The organism is Capilliphycus salinus ALCB114379 (assembly GCF_047276495.1).
Taxonomy (GTDB): Bacteria; Cyanobacteriota; Cyanobacteriia; order Cyanobacteriales; family Microcoleaceae; genus Capilliphycus; species Capilliphycus salinus.
On record NZ_CP178543.1, the window covers coordinates 4,014,121 to 4,032,902 of the forward strand.

General features: G+C 42.7%; 16 protein-coding genes. 10 read left to right on the forward strand and 6 right to left on the reverse strand.

The window, feature by feature from the left end; all coding sequences use genetic code 11:
* The first annotated feature begins 17 nt into the window (after positions 1-17).
* The 3 genes from ACL6C3_RS16640 to ACL6C3_RS16650 are packed head-to-tail and all read left to right on the forward strand — an operon-like array spanning position 18 to position 3,199.
* Entirely contained in the window at positions 18-998 is a 981-nt protein-coding gene (locus tag ACL6C3_RS16640) for a TRAFAC clade GTPase domain-containing protein (protein WP_413160045.1), read from the forward strand.
* 17 nt (positions 999-1,015) lie between these two features.
* Entirely contained in the window at positions 1,016-1,870 is an 855-nt protein-coding gene (locus ACL6C3_RS16645) for a hypothetical protein (protein WP_413160046.1), read from the forward strand.
* A 6-nt stretch (positions 1,871-1,876) separates the two neighbouring features.
* Positions 1,877-3,199: a vWA domain-containing protein gene (locus tag ACL6C3_RS16650; RefSeq protein WP_413160047.1), complete on the forward strand. Its 1,323-nt coding sequence runs from the start codon at positions 1,877-1,879 to the stop codon at positions 3,197-3,199.
* Positions 3,200-3,519: 320 nt separating this feature from the next.
* Here ACL6C3_RS16650 and ACL6C3_RS16655 read toward each other — a convergent pair whose 3' ends face one another.
* Positions 3,520-4,293 (reverse strand): ferritin-like domain-containing protein, encoded by a 774-nt coding sequence (locus tag ACL6C3_RS16655; protein ID WP_413160048.1) that lies wholly within the window; start codon positions 4,291-4,293, stop codon positions 3,520-3,522.
* A 138-nt stretch (positions 4,294-4,431) separates the two neighbouring features.
* On the opposite strand from ACL6C3_RS16655, the gene ACL6C3_RS16660 reads away from it, so the two are divergent.
* A complete protein-coding gene (locus ACL6C3_RS16660; protein ID WP_413160049.1) occupies positions 4,432-4,851 on the forward strand; it encodes a hypothetical protein in 420 nt (139 codons plus the stop codon).
* Between the two features lie 256 nt (positions 4,852-5,107).
* On the opposite strand, the gene ACL6C3_RS16665 is transcribed toward ACL6C3_RS16660, so the two are convergent.
* A complete protein-coding gene (locus ACL6C3_RS16665; RefSeq protein WP_413160050.1) occupies positions 5,108-7,366 on the reverse strand; it encodes a GAF domain-containing protein in 2,259 nt (752 codons plus the stop codon).
* Positions 7,367-7,690: 324 nt separating this feature from the next.
* On the opposite strand from ACL6C3_RS16665, the gene egtD reads away from it, so the two are divergent.
* The 4 genes from egtD to trpB all read left to right on the forward strand — a co-directional run bounded on the left by egtD (position 7,691) and on the right by trpB (position 13,221).
* Positions 7,691-8,737 (forward strand): L-histidine N(alpha)-methyltransferase, encoded by a 1,047-nt coding sequence (egtD, locus tag ACL6C3_RS16670; protein ID WP_413160051.1) that lies wholly within the window; start codon positions 7,691-7,693, stop codon positions 8,735-8,737.
* Between the two features lie 323 nt (positions 8,738-9,060).
* Complete coding sequence (locus ACL6C3_RS16675) at positions 9,061-9,621, forward strand: TRAP transporter small permease subunit (protein ID WP_413160052.1); 561 nt, start codon at positions 9,061-9,063, stop codon at positions 9,619-9,621.
* Positions 9,622-9,903: 282 nt separating this feature from the next.
* The gene (locus tag ACL6C3_RS16680; protein ID WP_413160053.1) at positions 9,904-11,232 is read left to right on the forward strand and encodes a TRAP transporter large permease; all 1,329 of its coding nucleotides are present in this window, start codon (positions 9,904-9,906) and stop codon (positions 11,230-11,232) included.
* A 750-nt stretch (positions 11,233-11,982) separates the two neighbouring features.
* Positions 11,983-13,221 carry a tryptophan synthase subunit beta gene (gene trpB / locus ACL6C3_RS16685; protein ID WP_413160054.1) on the forward strand — a complete coding sequence of 413 codons (1,239 nt, stop codon included), beginning with the start codon at positions 11,983-11,985 and terminating at the stop codon, positions 13,219-13,221.
* Between the two features lie 364 nt (positions 13,222-13,585).
* Here trpB and ACL6C3_RS16690 read toward each other — a convergent pair whose 3' ends face one another.
* The 3 genes from ACL6C3_RS16690 to ACL6C3_RS16700 all read right to left on the reverse strand — a co-directional run bounded on the left by ACL6C3_RS16690 (position 13,586) and on the right by ACL6C3_RS16700 (position 16,501).
* Complete coding sequence (locus tag ACL6C3_RS16690) at positions 13,586-13,735, reverse strand: hypothetical protein (protein ID WP_413160055.1); 150 nt, start codon at positions 13,733-13,735, stop codon at positions 13,586-13,588.
* A 290-nt stretch (positions 13,736-14,025) separates the two neighbouring features.
* The gene (locus ACL6C3_RS16695; RefSeq protein ID WP_413160056.1) at positions 14,026-14,283 is read right to left on the reverse strand and encodes a LysM peptidoglycan-binding domain-containing protein; all 258 of its coding nucleotides are present in this window, start codon (positions 14,281-14,283) and stop codon (positions 14,026-14,028) included.
* Between the two features lie 517 nt (positions 14,284-14,800).
* Complete coding sequence (locus tag ACL6C3_RS16700) at positions 14,801-16,501, reverse strand: AAA-like domain-containing protein (protein WP_413160057.1); 1,701 nt, start codon at positions 16,499-16,501, stop codon at positions 14,801-14,803.
* 350 nt (positions 16,502-16,851) lie between these two features.
* Here ACL6C3_RS16700 and ACL6C3_RS16705 point away from each other — a divergent pair, with 350 nt between their 5' ends.
* Together ACL6C3_RS16705 and ACL6C3_RS16710 are read left to right on the forward strand one after the other, a co-directional pair.
* Entirely contained in the window at positions 16,852-17,277 is a 426-nt protein-coding gene (locus ACL6C3_RS16705) for a CAP domain-containing protein (protein ID WP_413160058.1), read from the forward strand.
* A 30-nt stretch (positions 17,278-17,307) separates the two neighbouring features.
* A complete protein-coding gene (locus ACL6C3_RS16710) occupies positions 17,308-17,934 on the forward strand; it encodes a ribonuclease H-like domain-containing protein (RefSeq protein ID WP_413160059.1) in 627 nt (208 codons plus the stop codon).
* 237 nt (positions 17,935-18,171) lie between these two features.
* Here ACL6C3_RS16710 and ACL6C3_RS16715 read toward each other — a convergent pair whose 3' ends face one another.
* Positions 18,172-18,642, reverse strand: a complete 471-nt coding sequence (locus ACL6C3_RS16715) for a hypothetical protein (protein ID WP_413160060.1) — start codon at positions 18,640-18,642, stop codon at positions 18,172-18,174.
* Positions 18,643-18,782: the final 140 nt, after the last annotated feature.

An 18,782-nucleotide genomic window follows, 5' to 3' on the forward strand; every position in this document is an offset into this window, starting at 1 on the left:
ACGAGGAGAGTAATTCAATGCCAAACTTAAAATTAAGAGTAGCTATGCTCGGGCCGGCCGCCGTCGGAAAGACCAGTCTTTTGGCGGTGATGTACAAATTCTTTAATCAAACCACCGCCCCGACGGAACTGAGATTATCAACCGATCCGGAAAGTGAAGCCATTTTAGAAGCCCGTTATCAAGATCTTCTCAAACTCATTGAAAATTTTGATGCAACCGATCAGGGAATAACAGCAACGGAGGAACCGAGAGATTTTAGTTTTACTTTGGATCGAAAAGATTGGTTGGGTAAGCGGGAGTCATTAGAATTAGAATTTATCGATGTTCCCGGAGAATATTTGGCTCCCAACGCCTCAGCAAAAAAGCAAGAATATTATCGAGATGTTGTCAGCAATAGCGGGGCCGTGATTGTCACCATTGACACTCTAGCTTTAATGAAGGGGGGAGGACGTTTCAACGAACAGGTGAATCAAGTCAAATACATCACCGAATTGATTGAAACCGCCTATCAAAACATTTCCGAACCTCGTTTGGTTATTTTTGCCCCGGTCAAATGTGAAACTTTTTTACAAGCGGGTAAAAATCAGGCCGAATTGGGAAAAGCGATCAAAGCAGAATACGAAAGGTTAATCACAAAAATTCTCGCACCCAAAGTTAAAAATGTAGCGGCTGTTATTACTCCGGTCGAAACAATTGGTTGTGTTGTTTGTGGGGGATGGGAAGAAGAAAAGGGGCGGTTTAAAAGATGGTATCTGAATAAAATTCATGTCGATGATCCCATGCAAACCCGATATGCCGATCAACCTTTGCGATATTTATTGCTGTTTCTAATTAAGCAATACATTGATAACCAAAAGGGGTTATGGTCGAAATTTAATGACTTCTTACAAAGATATGATGATCTTAAAGAAGCCCTGCGAAGATTTGCTTCCGGTTGTCGCAAAGTTACACCCTTTGAAATTTTACAGGGACATGATTTTTTCAGAATTCATCGTTAAATTGAGACGAGGAGACAATGGTGGAAATTTATATTCGTAGTCGCGGCTTTGAACAAAATAATGGTTACTGTTGGTTGCAGCTTACCGATACAGGCGAGGAACGAGTTGATGGACTTCCGACTCAATTTGAAGATGAATCAATTCATTTAATTTACAGCGAAAGTCCTTCGGTTGTTCTCTCGCGAAAACAGGGGCTTTTACTGCTGATTATTACCGCCATTCAACCGGATGGACGCAAGGATTTTTCGGCCAGAACGATTCGGATTTCTGTTGCTTTTATTGCGGAAGATTCTGAGGAGATTGAACGGGTATTTCGGATGTTGGCGGCTAATGCTTTGGATGAGGAAGACAACCCAAAATTAACTGAAAAAATTGCTCAAGCTGTAACGTTGGGAGGCGAAAACGGTTTTCAAGGCAATTTTCAAGAATTACTCGGTTTGGTCGATTCTCAAAATACGGAAGAAAGGATACAAAATCAACCCCTGTCGCCCGAACAAACCTTAAACAAGTTGGCTAAAATTTCCCCGGATATGAAGCGGTTACTCGCCGAAGAACTGCGGGAGTATTGTCTTCCCAAAACAGAGGGCGTTCTGGTCGTATCTACGGGGATAAAAAAAGAGGAAACTTTCAGGAATGCACGGGTTTGGCGGGGTCTATCTTCCCTGGTAAAATCGGAGGATCAATGGTGGATTTATTATCCCATTCCTGATTTTTATCCTTTTCCCGAACCGGAAGGATTTTGGGAATCTTTGGATTTTAAATTCAAAATACGTTTGTTTAAGTTTCTCTTGGGAATTACCAATTTTTGGGAAGCGTGGTTGATCGATTTAATTGAGTCAAAAGTTAATTTGAAGGCTCAAGACAGGAGATAATCTTTTGTGAAAAAATTTTTGAGCTTTTGGAAAACCCTGATAGAATCTATTAAACGCCCGAAAATTTACTCCGACTATTATACTGAAATTAAAGGAGTTGTTTCACCCGTTAATCCGGTAATTTTTGATGAGAGCCAACATCTAAAAAAACGGGCGGAAATCAGCATATTTTTAGAGCATCTTTGCACTGCGAATTTTGTTATTGTACTCTTAGCAAATGCCGATTCTCGTAAACTTTTCCCCGCTACAAACCGTTACGCCAATCAAATGATCGTGTTTGAGATATCACGGCTTCGGGGTGAATGTCCCGCCTTGCAAAGCCAACTGACAGTTGTGACTCGAAATCCCAACGCTTTATTTCAAGAGATTCTGAGTTTGACCGGGGAGCAACCTTTCTTAACACAAATTTTGTGTGATTTTGCGGTTAAATGGCTTAAAATAGAAGATGAAAATATCAGTCAAGAACTCAAAAAGTTAGTTCAAGAAAGGATCGTTCAAAACTGGAGAACCCAAGATGTGCTTGTCTCTCATTTTCGGGCGGTCGAAAAAATACAAGACAAATTGAATTCTGGGAGATTGATGATGGATCAGAATTTATCGATTTATGATAGAGATTGTTTCTTCTTAGTTTCCAAGGGGGGAACAATGACCAATCAAATTACGGCTAGAGATCCGAGAGAACGTTATTTTGCGATTAAGAACTCAGTTAAAGGACATATTGCCAAAGTTCTAAGAGTTCGTGAAGGCGCCGAATCGAAACGAGTAACCGATCAAGTCACCCTGGCTTTTTTTAATACAAATCGACCCGCTCGGAATCTTTACAAGATTACCGATCATGGGGAAGTTGACGCACGTTTTGAAGCCAACGATCCGACTGGCGATTCTTTTATTACCCCCACGTTTAAGTCTTTAATGGATAAGTGGTTTGAAGAACGCTCCGAAGATCGGGGAGGTCTCGTATTTATTTATACTGATGGAGAATTCATTGATTTTAATTTATTTGTGGAAGAAATCAGAAAGCAATGTAAAAAACTCAACCACCACAGTTATTTAAAAATATTAATTGTTGGAGTTGGAGATGCGATTCAATCTCCAAAAGCGGTTCAAAAATATTTTGAACTCGACCTCAACGGTTATGGTTTTGAAGATGTTCATCACAATCCCTGTAACGTGGTAATATTTAACCGTCTTGATGATGTTGATGATATCGGTATTTTTGATGCTATCATTCCACAGCTTGAATATCCCGAGCAGGGATTACCCGATTGGTTAGAAGAAGAATATCCTGAGATTTATGCGGAGTTAAGACAGAAATATAATCTTCTTTAACTTGGGGTTTTCAACTGCAATCAACAGCGAGAATTGTTTCTTCAACAGCTTCATATCTTTCAGGAACCGCGAAAATACCGGGTCGAAAAATTATATAATGTGCGCTTGATTAATTCTGTTATCGGTGCGGGGCGGTTTAAACAGTGAACAGTGAACAGTGAGTGAACAAGTACCGTGCAGTTTTTAGTGACCTGTTACCCGTTTTTCAGCGATAACTGTAAACTGTAAACTGTAAACTGTAAACTGTAAAAAACCCGCCCCTACAGAACGATTGTTGATTAGTCGGACATGATATGAATATCGCCTCAGCTAAGTTCTCTTTATGCTGCGGTTAATTCTGTTAATTGGGCTTCCTCGTGAGTTTGAGAAGGCGCCGCATCTTGAACCAACGATCGCATTTGGCCCTGACGTTCGACAAAATTACCCACCATCGCCAACAACGCATCGACTTTGCGAGAGCGCCACTCATCGATAACGTTCGCAACCTCGGCAGGAGTCAAACGACGGTGTAAGGCTTCTAACAGGTAAGCGGCGTGGCGGGTTTCATCTTGGGCGACGCTGAGAATGCCTTTTTTCGTGCTGGCCGTCACCCCATCCTCATCGGGTAAAACCTTCGCCATGCGTGCAAAGTCCTTGCTGGCGTCGAGTTCGAGGATGTAGGTACTCCCCATAAACACGATCCAGTCGATATTTTCCGCTTTCAGTTGTTCGGAGGTATAATCTTTGAAGTACGCATCAAAAAACGGACTGCGCTCACGTTCTTTTTTCTCCGGTTGGTCGGCAATTTGTTCGGCTTCCGACTGTTTTTTGAAGTCGATCACTTGTTTGTGATGGCGTTTGAGCGCCTGGGCGAAAATTTGACCGTGACGTTTTTCGTCGTTGGCGTGACGTCCCAACTGTTCGGCGAGCCAGGTGTCTCCTTCGGCAAAAGCGCGATCGCGGAGTTTCTCCAAAAAGGGAACTGAACCCGACTCCGCCAGTTGAAAGCCGGCCAGTAAGTTGGGGCGAGTTTGGGCGTCCCGAAGGTTACGAGCAGTAATGTAGGCACTCGCGCCACTGCCAACAATGTGAAGAACTTGAGTCAAAAGGTTCATATCAAATCAACTAAATTTGTATTAGTACAACTTATCTTTAAGTATGACAAGTTTTACGAAAGTTGGTACAAAAATCTACTGCAAAATTTTAGGAGTTGTATTAAGATATTACACTAAATTATCAGACTTAAAATAACCATGACTCAATTTAAATTCTTGATGACGGCTCTTTCAACGGTTACTATCGCTGGAAGCGTGATTTTAGGTTCAACTTCTGCGGAAGCTTGTCTATACAATAAGTTGAAATCCGGCTCAAATGCCTTCAACTCGCCCGATCAAGTCGGTTTCGGTTGGAAGGACTTATTGACTTCAAATGATGTCGCTAAAGCGGCTGGAATTGCCGTGGCTACGGGAACTGCGGGTTTGTTCGGCCTGGGTTTTTGGTCTTACCGTCGGCGCGAAGCTGAATTGGCCGCGATGTCATTTGAGGGCGAGGATCAAGTCAATGATGAGGTGAAACTGCATCCGGAAGCCCCTGGCGGCGAACTAGAAGTTAAAGATAATACGGCGACTTCCGATCGAGAATCTTCTCAAAAACAAGTGGTTTTAACCAAATAAATCAAAGATTTGAGTAACTTATTTGTCCGATATCATTTCGTTAACTCAGTGGCAAAATAAGTGCTTGAATGTCCTTTTTTTACTGTTAAGTTTCCTTTATCCTTGATTTAAGGATTTCCCATTTTGTGAAGGTTGATTTTGCAATGAAGTATCTGTTAAGGTAGAGACCTTAACTCCTGATTAAGGGTTTGATGAGTGAATGCTACTCAGGATGAGGGGTGTATAATTTTTGATAATCATGCACCCCTTCTTCTTTTTATTCTTCTTCTGAACCGGCAATCACTTCAACCCGAGCATATTTCAAACCATTAACACCCGGTAGAGGCGCAACAGAACCCATTTCAAGTTGAGACTCTACCCAATTTTCACGGGCTAAATACCGTAAATATTGCTGATATTCCTCCCATTCTTCCTCTGTGGAATAAACAACCGTGAGTTTTCCGGTTTGGGTAATTCGTTCTTGAGTTTCTAAATCAACCCCTTTATCAATCCGCTTTTTAACAATTTCGTAGCGAATATCCCGAGTTCCTCGCACATCAAAAACTCGTTCGGTATTTTCATCGTGAAAAATATCAATCGTGGTATGCTGAACTAAAATTAGATGGGCTAACTCCAAACTAATTTCTCCTTTCCTTTTCAATTTTAACGCCGTTCTCGCACAATCACAAACCGCTCTTAACTGTTCATAACGCAAACTTTTGAGATGAAAAAAACTAAACCGGGAATCAATTGATTTCCCCGCATAAAGCATATGATCGATCCCATCGCTGCACTCGACATCGCAGTAATGAGGAATAATCTTTTGCATCTCATCTTGCCATTGATTCCATCTTTTTTGTAGACTAATTGTAATTAAATTCAGCATTTCATCATAACGCGATCGTTCGGTATAAACACAACCGTGCTGATTATCACAAGCTTGGCGATACGCCTGAACCGCCGCTTCAACCTCAGCCGAACATTCACAAAAATAATCAAAATAAATTTCTAAATGAGTCTTTAAATAATCCGTCGCCCGAACTTCACCCTCAACGGTTATTTTTTCTTCAATCTGAGTAATATATTCGATGATATCTTCTCGCAATTGTTCGCCGAGCGCCGTCTGTTGAGCCTGACAAACCGCTTCAATCACCGCCAACCCCAAATGAAACTGAGCGAGTAAATCGGCTTGAATGGCGCGATTTCGTTCCTCTGACGAACCCCGAATATCGGAAATTCCGTAGAGGGGAAAAACCTGTTCAAAAACAATCGGTTGCGGTGAAAGTCCCCAACTGCGACGTTCAGCTTCTTGTAAAAAACGCCATTCCACAGAAGGATGAAGATTGCGAATATTACTCAACCGTTGCTGAGTTGAAAAATGAAAAGCGGTAATTAAAGCCGGAATTAATTCTTGGGCGAGTTCAAGATCATCGGGATGAAAATGATCGTTTTGATCGCTTCCCAGTCCAATAATTCCTAGAATTTGTTCCTCTGGAGAATGACTAAAATGAGATTGAATCACCAACGGAATCAGCAACAAAGAGCGAAGATCTTGATTGTAGAGTTGACGTTCACATTCTGTAGGACAATCCCGCTGTAATTCCGGGATAATCATCACTTGATTGCGGCGAGCAGATTGAAAGAAATAAGAATCTTCTAAAGCTTCAACGTTATAAACCGTCGGGGCTGCGGCTTTGGTATCCAAACTAAAAGATAGCTTGGCTTTGTTGCCTTTAAACCGCAACAGAATCCCATAATCTGCCTTGAATAACCCTCTCAAACTTTGTTCGATTTGTTCCCAACCCTGACGCTGACGAATTAAATTCCGGTTGAGAAGTTGATTGACCAAACGACGTTTTTGTTCGCCGCCAGTGACCTCAATTCCTTCTAAAACAATCATCCCTTCAATCCGATAATTTTCTAGGGGGAATTGTTGGGCGATTTCCGCCAGTTTACCCGGCCGTTTCAGTTGGGAAAGTTGTAGGCGATCGCGGAGTAGATCTCCTTCATCAACATTCGGATCGATGGGATGAATTTCGCAACCTTGGGTATTTAACCAAAAGCGAATTAATCGCTGTTTTTTTTGTTTCAAAAATAGAGGTTCAACGAGAACAGTTTGCTCGGAAATTGCTAAAGATTCTAAATTGATTTGATAATATTTTTCCAGAATTTTTTCAACTAAATGATAGCGATAAAGTTGTTCTAGACTGATTCCTTCGATCGCTTGAAATTGATCGAAAATGTTCAGTTGATGATCCCCAGAAGACAAGTAAGCGCTGTCAAGATCGAGTAACTGACAAAAAGAACGATTTCCATAAAGCAACCTAAAGCCACAAGGTTCAACAACAGCCAGTAAAGTTCGGCTACAATGCTGAAGATGAAATGGAAGTTGCCATGCTTGCCGTTCAGCTTCGGGTTCGGGAGTAACCGGGGGTAAGGGTGACAATTCAGTAGAAGACTGGGTTTTCAAACGTCTAGATGTTTTCGGAGTAAAAGCAGTTTTTCCTGAGTCTGAACCAGACGGAGAGACGCACATGAGCGGGTTTTCCACAGCAATAGCGGACTGTCATAACAGGGTGTATAACATCAGGGATGTCACTCCCTATTCTGTGGCGATCGTAGCACAATTCCTCCGATAGCTGTTACCCTCCCATCCGCAGATAGATGTCAGAGTGCGTTTTACCCATTATGGAGTTCACCAAAAGAAATAACTTTCAGTTGGAGTGAATCAAACCAGTGCAACCCTCGCTCCTGATTATGAGACAATATCAAACGGGATCGTCTGAAATTTGTCCGTCAAATCTGATTCGGACCGGACAAGTCGGCGTTTTTCTCAATTGCTGCGTCTAGCTAAGTTGCAATGCAAATTTCAAACCCATTAACTTCCGCTCAAAGCGATCGCCCGTTACTCGAAAAACGGCTGTGGATCGAAAATTTGGTCAGTGAAACCGCTTCTCTCGAATCGGAAATTGCTCAAGCTACTGATGTAATTCACGGGTTAACTCAAACCCCGAAAACCCTCTCGCCTAAATATTTATACGATGACCGGGGTTCGGTTTTGTTTGAGCAAATTTGTGAGTTACCCGAATATTATCCGACTCGCACAGAAACCGCGATCTTGAAAAATTGTGCTTCGGAAATTGCTCGTTTAACCGGGCCTTGTGAACTGGTAGAATTGGGAAGTGGGAGTTCGACAAAAACGCGAATTCTGCTAGATGCTTACCAAAATCTCGGTCATCCTCTCCGCTATTTACCCATTGATATTAGCGGGGGAATGCTCGAAAAAAGTGCTTATGAATTGTTAGCAGATTATCCTTCTCTGCACGTTCACGGTTTGGTTGGAACCTACGAACAAGCGCTCGCCAAACTTAATCCCCCTCCTTTACCCACTCGGATGATTGGTTTTCTCGGGAGTACCTTGGGAAATCTTTCCCCCGCAGAAACCGATCAATTCTTTTCTCAAATTACCGCCGCTTTACAACCGGGAGAATATTTTCTTTTGGGGATTGATTTACAAAAACCTCTCCACATTTTAGAAGCGGCTTATAATGATGCTCAAGGGGTGACGGCTGCGTTTAATTTGAATCTGCTACAACATCTCAATCGCCGTTTTGACGGCAATTTTAATTTACAGCAGTTTGAACATTGGGCTTTTTATAATCAACAAGATCATCGGATTGAAATGCACTTAAAAAGTCGGCGATCGCAAACGGTGCAGTTACGCAGTTTAGACTTAACGGTTGAGTTTGAAGCGGGAGAAACCCTTCGCACCGAAATTTCCCGCAAGTTTAATTTAGACCAAATGCAAGCTTATCTGAAGTCTAAAGGGTTAACGACTTTACAGGTTTGGACTGATTCTCATCCCTGGTTTGCGGTGTTGTTGTCTCAGGTACAAACTAACGCTTAACTCTGTTTTTCCCCCGAGTCGAGTCTATTAAATCATTGGGATTGTAGAGTGCATCAAATCGTTCAATCTGGGTTGGGTTTCCACAGATTCATCTGTTTGATGCACCCGACTTCTCGAGCAAATCCTTAAATCTGGGTTTGCTTTTTACAAAACTTTGTGTTTGATGCACCCTACAGTCGTCCTGTGCAAATCCTTAAATCTGGGTTTGCTTTTTACAAAACTTTGTGTTTGATGCACCCTACAGTCTTGAAGCCGAAGTGATTTTAATGATATAAGATTAAGGAGAGTCTATCTGTTAAATTGATTACAAATTGGAGTCAACTGTGCAAGTTCTGTTGCAGATTTCTCGACTGATTGACCGAGTTAATGAATATATTGGTCGGATTGTTTATTGGTTATCCCTATTGATGATTGCTGTCGGAACTTGGAACGTTGTAGGGCGTTATGTGGGGCGGGCTATGGGTCAAAACCTCAGTTCAAACGCCCTGATTGAAACCCAATGGTATATTTTTGATGTCCTGTTTCTGTTGGGTGCTGCATACACTTTAAAACATAATGAACACGTTCGGGTTGATGTGATTCAAAGTCGTCTCAATACAAAATATAAAGCCTTAGTTGATTTTTTGGGAAGCGTATTGTTTCTGATTCCCTTTTGTGTGATGGTGATTTTTTACTCTTGGGGTGCAATTAGCAATTCTTGGGCAATTTTAGAAACTTCACCCGATCCGGGAGGTTTACCCCGTTATCCGATTAAAACCTTAATTATTGTTTGTTTTGTGCTATTAATTATTCAAGGCATTTCGGAAGCCATTAAAAACTTTGCCATCTTTAAAGGGATTATCAACCCCGAAATTGAAGACCCGAGTCGCCGAGCAATAGAATAAATGCAAAAAATACGTTTATTCAAGAACCTATTGCTACACGTTGAGATCCCCCCAACCCCCTTGATCCCCCCTTAATCCCCCCTTAATAAGGGGGGTGGCGAAGCCGGGGGGATATTTTCGGGAGTGGCGTAGGCGTTGCCTATCCGAAGGATATAGCCGGAGGAATCAATAATTATGTAGAAAACATTTTTTTGATGGGTAAAATCTCAGAAAACTTTGCCAACTCACCCAAAAAAACCTCAAGTTTTTGAACATAAATCAGATTAAACATTATCGCATTCTATGAACCCCGATTTACTCAGTCTGTTAATGTTTGGGGCGGTGTTAGTCTTCCTCGCCGTTGGTTATCCCGTCGCTTTTTCTCTGGGAGGAGTCGCCCTCATTTTTACCTTTGTTGGGATGGCATTAGGAATATTTGACCCAATTTTGTGGTCGGCAATGCCCCAACAAATTTTCGGGACAATGAATAATTTTACCCTGCTTGCCATTCCCTATTTTATCTTTTTGGGGTCAATGTTAGAAAAATCCGGCATCGCCGAAGACCTCTTAGAAACGATGGGGATTTTATTCGGACGGTTGCGGGGAGGGTTGGCGGTTGCGGTGATAATTGTTGGTGCCTTACTCGCCGCTACAACGGGCGTTGTTGCCGCTACGGTGATTGCAATGGGATTAATTTCTCTGCCCACAATGCTGCGATATAGCTACAACAAAAAGTTGGCAACCGGAGTGATTGTTGCATCGGGAACCCTCGGACAAATTATTCCGCCCAGTGTGGTTTTAGTCGTCTTAGGAGATCAACTCGGCGTATCGGTTGGGGACTTATTTATCGGGTCTTTAATTCCCGGTTTATTAATGACGGGAGTATTTTTAGTTCACGTGTTAATTGTAGCATTTTTGCGCCCAGATATTGCCCCCGCTTTGCCCCAAGAAGTGTTGGAACAACCCGGACTCGGAGGCAAAATTGTTAAGGTTTTAATTCCGCCAATCTTGCTAATTACCCTAATATTAGGAACGATATTTTTTGGGATAGCCACCCCAACAGAAGCGGGTGCCGTTGGTTGTGTGGGGGCGATGATATTAGCCGCAGTAAACCGCCGACTCAGTTGGGAAAATCTCAGCCAAGTTTGTGACGCCACCCTGCGAACAACTTGCATGGTTATCTTTATTTTAATTGGTTCAAAAGCCTTTAGTTTGGTGTTTCGAGGACTCGGCGGCGAACAGTTAGTTAGAGATTCCCTTTCCAATACACCCGGAGGAGAAATCGGCTTTTTATTGATTACGATGTTATTGATTTTTATTCTGGGATTTTTTATCGACTTTTTTGAAATTGTGTTTATTGTCGTGCCGTTACTCGTTCCCATCGCCCAAAACTTTGGCATGGATTTAGTTTGGTTTGGGGTGGTTATCGGTGCGAATATTCAAACTTCATTTCTCACTCCTCCGTTTGGGTTTGCGTTATTTTATTTGCGGGGAGTCGCACCGCCCGAAGTCAAAACCGAAGACATTTATCAAGGGGCAATTCCGTTTATTCTCCTGCAATTACTTGTGTTAGTCCTGATTGTTGTCTTTCCGCAAATTGTCAGCTTTTTACCCTCGTTGGCAACCGGTTAACGGCATTGTAGGGGCGCAAGGCCTTGCGCCCCTACAGGAGTCCTCTTGGTTTACCGAGAGGAGGATGTCAATCGGGAAGCGAGTCATCCGCAGGCACCGCCTTTTCAAGGCGGTGAACGGATGACCTGAAGTTAATCTTTGAGAAACCGGGTTTTTTATTGAGTTTTTCATCGAACTGTTCAATTGAAAATTGGTAGATTTTTACGGTCTGGGCGGGTTTATATAAATTATTGTTGGGAGACAGAGATTGTTTGAGAACCCGCCCCAAAAAAACTTTTTGATAAACCCGCCCCCACCCATCAACCCACCCCAAAAAAACTTTTCTATAAACCCGCCCCCAACCCATCAACAAACAAAAACTGTAGGGGCGGGTTCTGTCAAAAATTGGGTGAATTAGCAATTATTTTTCTAAACCCGCCCCCACCCATCAACCCACCCCAAAAAAAACTTTTTGATAAACCCGCCCCCAACCCATCAACAAACAAAAACTGTAGGGGCGGGTTCTGTCAAAAATTACGTGAATTAGCAATTATTTTTCTAAACCCGCCCCCACCCATCAACCCACCCCAAAAAAACGGTCGGGGCGGGTTTATATAAATCCTGAATGAGAGACAGAGATTGTTTCGGAACCCGCCCCTACAAAACTCTTTTCTAAACCCGCCCCCATCTCAAATAAATTCTAAAATCAGTTAACAGCCAGACGGTTGGATTCTATAATAATAGAAATCGTTCAGTTAACGTTTTGAGCCAGTGACCACAACACCCATTCGCCCGGATTCTCAACCCACCTCCAGCCAACGCCCCGACCACCTCGGACGCTTCGGCCAATTTGGGGGAAAATACGTTCCCGAAACATTAATGCCGGCTTTGGCGGAACTAGAAACCGCCTTCAAACAGTACCGCAGCGACCCCGAATTTCAACAAGAATTACAACAACTGTTGCGGGACTATGTTGGCCGTCCGAGTCCGCTGTACTTCGCCGAACGTTTAACCCAATATTACGCCAAACCCGACGGCACCGGGGCGCAAATTTACCTAAAACGGGAAGACCTCAACCACACGGGCGCCCATAAAATTAATAATGCCTTGGCTCAAGCGTTATTAGCTGTCAAAATGGGGAAACAGCGGATTATCGCCGAAACCGGGGCGGGTCAACACGGCGTCGCCACAGCTACGGTCTGTGCGAGGTTTGGCTTGAAATGCGTGATCTATATGGGGGTTCACGACATGGAAAGACAAGCGCTGAACGTGTTTAGAATGCGCCTGCTGGGGGCGGAAGTTCAACCGGTCGAGGCGGGGACCGGCACCCTCAAAGATGCCACCTCAGAGGCGATTAGAGACTGGGTAACGAACGTAGAAACAACACACTACATTCTCGGTTCGGTGGCTGGACCCCATCCCTACCCGATGATCGTCCGGGACTTTCACGGGGTGATCGGCGTTGAAACTCGCGCCCAATGTGTCGAAAAATGGGGCGGTTTGCCGGATATTTTAATGGCTTGCGTGGGCGGGGGTTCTAACGCGATGGGACTGTTTCACGAGTTTGTCAACGAACCCTCGGTGCGGTTAATTGGCGTTGAGGCCGCAGGTGAGGGCATCGAGACGGGGAAACACGCCGCCACCCTCACCAAAGGACGGGTTGGGGTGTTGCATGGGGCGATGAGTTATCTGTTGCAGGATGATGACGGACAGGTGATCGAACCCCATTCTATTAGTGCGGGGTTGGACTATCCCGGTGTTGGGCCGGAACATAGTTTTTTGAAAGACAGCCAACGGGCGGAGTATTATAGTGTCACCGACCAACAGGCCTTGGATGCGTTTAAACGGTTGTCGGAGTTGGAAGGGATTATTCCGGCGTTGGAAACCGCCCATGCGATCGCTTATTTGGAAACCCTTTGTCCGCAGTTGGAAGGGAGTCCCCGCATTGTTTTAAATTGTTCGGGACGGGGTGACAAAGATGTTCAAACCGTTGCCAAGTTCCTCGGTTAAGATCCCCCCTAGCCCCCCTTAATAAGGGGGGAAAAGAGTAATTAAGTCCCCCTTTCTAAGGGGGATTTAGGGGGATATCCAAGGGGAATTTAGGGTAATTAAGTCCCCCTTTCTAAGAAGTTATATCAAGTCCGGTTGAATACCCATCAGATCAATGGATAATGGATAATTGATAATTGATAATTAATTAATCAGGTTGAAGACCTCTCCTGATCAATGGATAATGGATAATGGATAATGGATAATTAATTAATCAGGTTGAAGACCTCGACTTTCAAGGAGAAAAAAGAAAAATTATTTCCTCTCTATCAATCCTATACATAATGGTCGAGGGAATTATCCATTATCCATTATTAATTATCAATTATTGAAAGGCACCTCGGACTCGGCTTGCGCTCAGGAGAACTCGCAGTCGAGCGGTAGAGATTTCTAAAATACGGGCTGCTTCTTGAAAAGTTTGGCGGGACGGAAACCGACACCGCCAACTTTCCGCTTCTGTAGTACCTACTATCATTGGACTATAAGGGAATCGCAATAGTTTTGACAACTGTAAAACCGAATCAGCATTGATCAATGATCTGCTATTGGGTGTTGGCAGTAACGTGGTTCAGTGGAAGGTTGTTCACCGGTTGTGGTACTGGTCCTGTTATTTGTTGATTATACACCCGGATTTGATATAAATTGAAATGAAAGTCCCCCTTCTACCCTCATTATCAAAGCCCCCAATCTACCCCCAAAATAGGGGGTCACGGGGGCGGGGGTTTGGGGGCGGGGTCACGGGGAATTTAGGGGAATTTAGGGGGATTATTCCAAGGGGAATTTAGGGGGATTAAAGCAGATAGATGATCGGTAGCATTTTTTGTTGTATTTCGTATTAGTCTCATTTTGATCCGATAAACTTGGAATCGTAATATATTGACCCGGTTTCACATTTTCCGGTAACATATCGCCATTAGCCGCAGCAATTTTAGTCCATAAATTGCCATCACCATAAAATTGTTCGGCAATTTTGAATAAAGTGTCACCTGCTTTGACAGTTTTGATGACATAAGTTTGAGACATGGGTTTTCCTTCCTGTGGTCATTGAGGTAGATGTTTTGTCGCTTAAATGAGCGACACTAACATAAACATCACCATTTTTTAGAGATGTTTCTTTTAGGATATTCCGACTTACTGCACCTAAGCAAATGAACAATTTCAAGGCTGAATGCTTCTTCAGTATTGGGTTTAAGCAGTGGGGGAAATGATTTAACTTCGGGGAATCCCCGAACTTTATAAAGTCGCGTTGGCTAACAATTTTCGCGCTTCAATTCGATTTCTCTAATCTTAACATTTTTTAGCGATCAGCCAATAATTTATTTGAAATATATTTAATAACATCTTTAAATACTTGTTACTACAAATGATTGATAGTATTACTGTAGGGGCGAGTTCGGTCTAAATGTATATTTCCCGCAAGTAACCTATATCAACCCGCCTATTGCTGTTTATATTTCATCAATACCCTTGGGTGGGTAACAGCAAATAGTTAGTTTTCAACAGTTAAGCGCTCAAATGTCACCCACCCTACAGGGTATTATTATTCTGCAAAGCGATCGCTAAAATAGAGACGATAAAGATTACAAAGGGGAACCACATCATTTCCCACCCGTTTAACTAAACCCATACTTCGCAGTTGAAAGGCTTGGCTTTCTTCGAGTCGAACCGGTTCATTTGTTGAGACAACTTCCTTCATGGCTTCTGCCAATTTTTCATTATCTTGCAAGTTCAACAAATGTCGCCGCAAATGATCGTTGTAGATTCCGCTTTGGGTGGGTGCGGTTTCGATAAATTCGGCAAAACTTAACTCGTGTCGCGTCATTTCATAGAGCGCTTTTCTGACCAAATACGGGTGTCCGTCTACCATTTCCATTAACGAGTTTACCTCCCGCACCGACCAGTTTAACCCGTGTCTTTTCACCAACTCGCTAATTTGTTCAAAGGTTAATTCGGGTAACTCTATCGGTAAACCAACGTTAAAAGGCGATTGATTGATATTAAGCGGAATATAAACTTCTTTGGAATGAGCAATCACCAAACGGAGTTTTTTCCAGCCGGGTTGGTTCTTGCCGTTTTCGTGCCAAACTCGCAGCAAAGCAAAGAATTCTTGGGCAATTTCTAAGTGTTGAAAAACCTGATCGACTTCATCCAAACCTAACGTTATCGGTTGATTGATGGCTTTGAGAAGATAACGGCGAAAATAGTTATTACATTTATTTTTACTTCCGAGATTACCTTTCCACAAGTCTTCGAGACGATCTTCGAGTTCTAATTCTTCGGTAACAGTTCCACAAAACCACCGCAAAAAATCATCAATATTGCTGAAAAATTCGCTATCGGCTGACTGAAAATTTAGATAGGCGGTTTGGTATTCGTTTTGTTTGCTGTGAGCAAGAATGCGCTGCATTAAAGAGGTTTTTCCCATCTGTCGGGGTGCTTTTATTCTGATTAATGCTCCCGGTTTTAAAATAGTTTCATAGCAGTCTGATTCTATGGGCGGACGTTCGATATAAAAGGGAGAATCCAGACTTACCGAACCTTCTGGGTTCTCTAATTCATCAAGTGAAAGAGTAGAGGTTTCGTGGGAACGGGGATTTTCTACAACTGTATTTTCGGGCGTTGAATCTTCCTCTATTTCCTCAATATCTTCGGCGTTTGATTCATCGGATTTTGATATAATAACTGGTGTAAGTTCTTCAGGAATTCCCGCCATGCTGATACTTGTACAACCATATTTATAGGCAAATTCGATATCTCTACCATTCCCTAACGCATCATAAAATCCGATGGCAAATTCTTGAGCGGCTCGATCTCCGACTTGCTGCTTCATTCCGATCACATAGGGAATATGATGGACAATTGCTTTAGCTTGAATTTCTGAATAACAAGCATTCAGAAGAACGCATTCAATATCAGTTTTAAACAACTGAAATAAATCCGCCAATCCCTTCGCGCTAACAAACTTAACTTGTCCGGTTTCATCTTCTAAAACCAAACCATTTTCTCCCGCACCATGCCCAGAAAAATGGACAAATTGAGGTTGCAATTCTAATACCGCCCGTTGCATTTCTCTGGCGGTAACAGCCAAGCGATACTCTAGATTAAATTGGCTGCGTTTTTTGGCTCTTTCTAATCCATTTTGAATCTCTTTTACTTCTTGATCTAGCCGCAAATGGTTTGTTTGTTTGGGGTTTGCAGCTAGAAATAATATGGTTTTTTTCTTTCGGCTATAACTACTCATAAATTGATAGATGAAACACTCCCTAATTAGCACTGAGTTTAAGCTTTATAGGCGATCTTACCATATTCTATTAATTAATACTCTGAAAACGCCTTGAAAGATTTAGGGTAAGTTGAGTTGGGATTGGGAGATTTTCTAACCCCTCTAAAGGCTGAAGACTGTTATTATTAACCCCGAACAGGAGAAAATTAATTACAATAGAGAATAGAATTGATTATGATTACAAATCCATGCCCAAACCGCGATCGCATATTCTTCCTTTTGCCATTCCCGCAATTGTGATAATTGTGTTATTTTTAAAAGAACAGGGTTTCAAAACCTCTATTGTTCCTTCATTGTCTATCCCCAAAATGTCCTCTTTTCCTGTCGCTCAGAATACCTCTAGTCTCGATGAATTAAAACAATCTGTTCATCAACGAGTAAATGAATATCGCGCCTCACAAAACTTACCCCCCCTCAAACTCGATCCGCGTATTAGCCAGGAAGCAAAGCAACATAGCGAGGCGATGGCGAGTGGAGAAGTTCCATTTAGTCATGCGGGATCAAAACAACGATTTGACACCATTGGCGAGATGATTCCTTATCAGAAGATTGCCGAAAATGTCGGGTACAATATGGGATATTCCGATCCCGCTGAAAAAGTAGTCCAAGGTTGGATCAACAGCGAAGGTCATCGCCGCAACATAGAAGGAAATTTTGATTTAACCGGGATTGGGATTGCCAAAAATGCCAAGGGAGAGTATTATTTTACTCAGATTTTTGTTCGGACTCGATAATCCGGTTCGGAGTTTAATTTTACTTTTCTTATGAATAATTTTCAAGTTTGCGATCGCGATATTTCCGAAGAGATTCTATCAACTTATTTGACAGCCGATCGCTTGGCTGTCGATACCGAGACAATGGGTTTACTTCCCTGGCGCGATCGCCTGTGTTTGGTGCAACTTTGCGATCCAAAAGGTCAAGTCACTGCGGTTAGAATTGCCAAAGATCAAACCGAAGCGCCCAATTTACAAAAGCTTTTAGAAGCGACAAACACCCTAAAAGTTTTTCATTTTGCCCGGTTTGACATGGCAACATTGCTGTATCATTTAGATATCGATGTTAATCCGGTTTTTTGTACCAAAATCGCCAGCAAATTGGTGCGAACCTACACCCAAAAACATGGCTTAAAAGAACTCGTTCAAGAACTCGAACAAGTCGAACTCGATAAAACCTCTCAAAGTTCCGACTGGGGAAATGTAGGAAATCTTTCCGATGATCAACTCAACTACGCAGCCAATGACGTCCGATATTTGCTGAATGTACAGCAAAAACTGGTAACAATGCTAGAGCGAGAAGAACGGCTAGATCTCGCTCAAAATTGCTTTGAATGTTTATCGACAATCATCACCTTAGATTTATTGCATTTCAAAGATATCTTTGAGCATCATTAACCCCATCGGTGACAGTCTCCGTATATTTACGGAGAACTCTAGCCTGGTCTTAATAATTTGTAATGTTTTTTCAACCGTTCAAGTTGAAAGGAAAGGTAAATTTGAAGCGATCGCCGAGATTTTTGTCAAAATAAGTCTCAAAGAAAGACACCCGGTTGAAGATAGCTAACTTAACGAGTCGATGTCAGCCACAGGGGGTGCATCTTCTCGGGTTGTTCTTCAATAGACTTGATTCCCTCACAGTTTAGAACGGAGGGGAAAAACAATAATATTTTTCAAAGGAAAAGGATTAGAAGTTTGAAGGGTCATCACCCGTTGAACCAGCCGGGTTAAACCATAGCCTGCCAATCCAATTGTTGCACCTGCGGCAACGATTGGAGCCATACTTATACCTACGGCGGTTTCTGCAACAGCCAAACTCATCCCGCTCAAAACCGCCGAAATTCCTGCGCCTGTAAATGCACCGCCAGCAACCGAAATTAGGGCGCAACAATCTTTTTCTTGAATGGCTTTTTTCGCCCCATAAGCCGCCACGCAAACCACCGCTCCCGCAACGGTTACAGGCGTACTCACCGATGCACCTCCCAGTCCGCCCAGGACTCCCAATCCGCCAATTACTGCTAAATTAGAGTCGGTTATTTTTTCTGATGTATCCGGGGTTACATTCTCTACAGTTTTCACGTTTTCTTTGGTATTTGGGGAAGTCATTCAGTCCTACCTTTTCCTGAGATTTATGCTTAACTCAAAGCTATCATAGCGTCGAGATTATGATATTCGTATATTCACGGAATTAATTGTTAATTTTCTTAAACTTTCCCGAACCTAAGTTTTACTCACTCAGACTTAAA

Excerpts from the sequence above, each read along its gene's own strand:
- ACL6C3_RS16660 (WP_413160049.1), top strand. The coding sequence starts at position 4,432 with ATGACTCAATTTAAATTCTTGATGACGGCTCTTTCAACGGTTACTATC.
- egtD (WP_413160051.1), top strand. The coding sequence starts at position 7,691 with ATGCAAATTTCAAACCCATTAACTTCCGCTCAAAGCGATCGCCCGTTA.
- ACL6C3_RS16645 (WP_413160046.1), top strand. The coding sequence starts at position 1,016 with ATGGTGGAAATTTATATTCGTAGTCGCGGCTTTGAACAAAATAATGGT.
- ACL6C3_RS16695 (WP_413160056.1), bottom strand. The coding sequence starts at position 14,283 with ATGTCTCAAACTTATGTCATCAAAACTGTCAAAGCAGGTGACACTTTA.
- ACL6C3_RS16665 (WP_413160050.1), bottom strand. The coding sequence starts at position 7,366 with ATGTGCGTCTCTCCGTCTGGTTCAGACTCAGGAAAAACTGCTTTTACT.
- ACL6C3_RS16690 (WP_413160055.1), bottom strand. The coding sequence starts at position 13,735 with ATGATAGTAGGTACTACAGAAGCGGAAAGTTGGCGGTGTCGGTTTCCG.
- ACL6C3_RS16680 (WP_413160053.1), top strand. The coding sequence starts at position 9,904 with ATGAACCCCGATTTACTCAGTCTGTTAATGTTTGGGGCGGTGTTAGTC.
- ACL6C3_RS16700 (WP_413160057.1), bottom strand. The coding sequence starts at position 16,501 with ATGAGTAGTTATAGCCGAAAGAAAAAAACCATATTATTTCTAGCTGCA.
- ACL6C3_RS16655 (WP_413160048.1), bottom strand. The coding sequence starts at position 4,293 with ATGAACCTTTTGACTCAAGTTCTTCACATTGTTGGCAGTGGCGCGAGT.
- ACL6C3_RS16715 (WP_413160060.1), bottom strand. The coding sequence starts at position 18,642 with ATGACTTCCCCAAATACCAAAGAAAACGTGAAAACTGTAGAGAATGTA.
- ACL6C3_RS16640 (WP_413160045.1), top strand. The coding sequence starts at position 18 with ATGCCAAACTTAAAATTAAGAGTAGCTATGCTCGGGCCGGCCGCCGTC.
- ACL6C3_RS16710 (WP_413160059.1), top strand. The coding sequence starts at position 17,308 with ATGAATAATTTTCAAGTTTGCGATCGCGATATTTCCGAAGAGATTCTA.
- ACL6C3_RS16705 (WP_413160058.1), top strand. The coding sequence starts at position 16,852 with ATGTCCTCTTTTCCTGTCGCTCAGAATACCTCTAGTCTCGATGAATTA.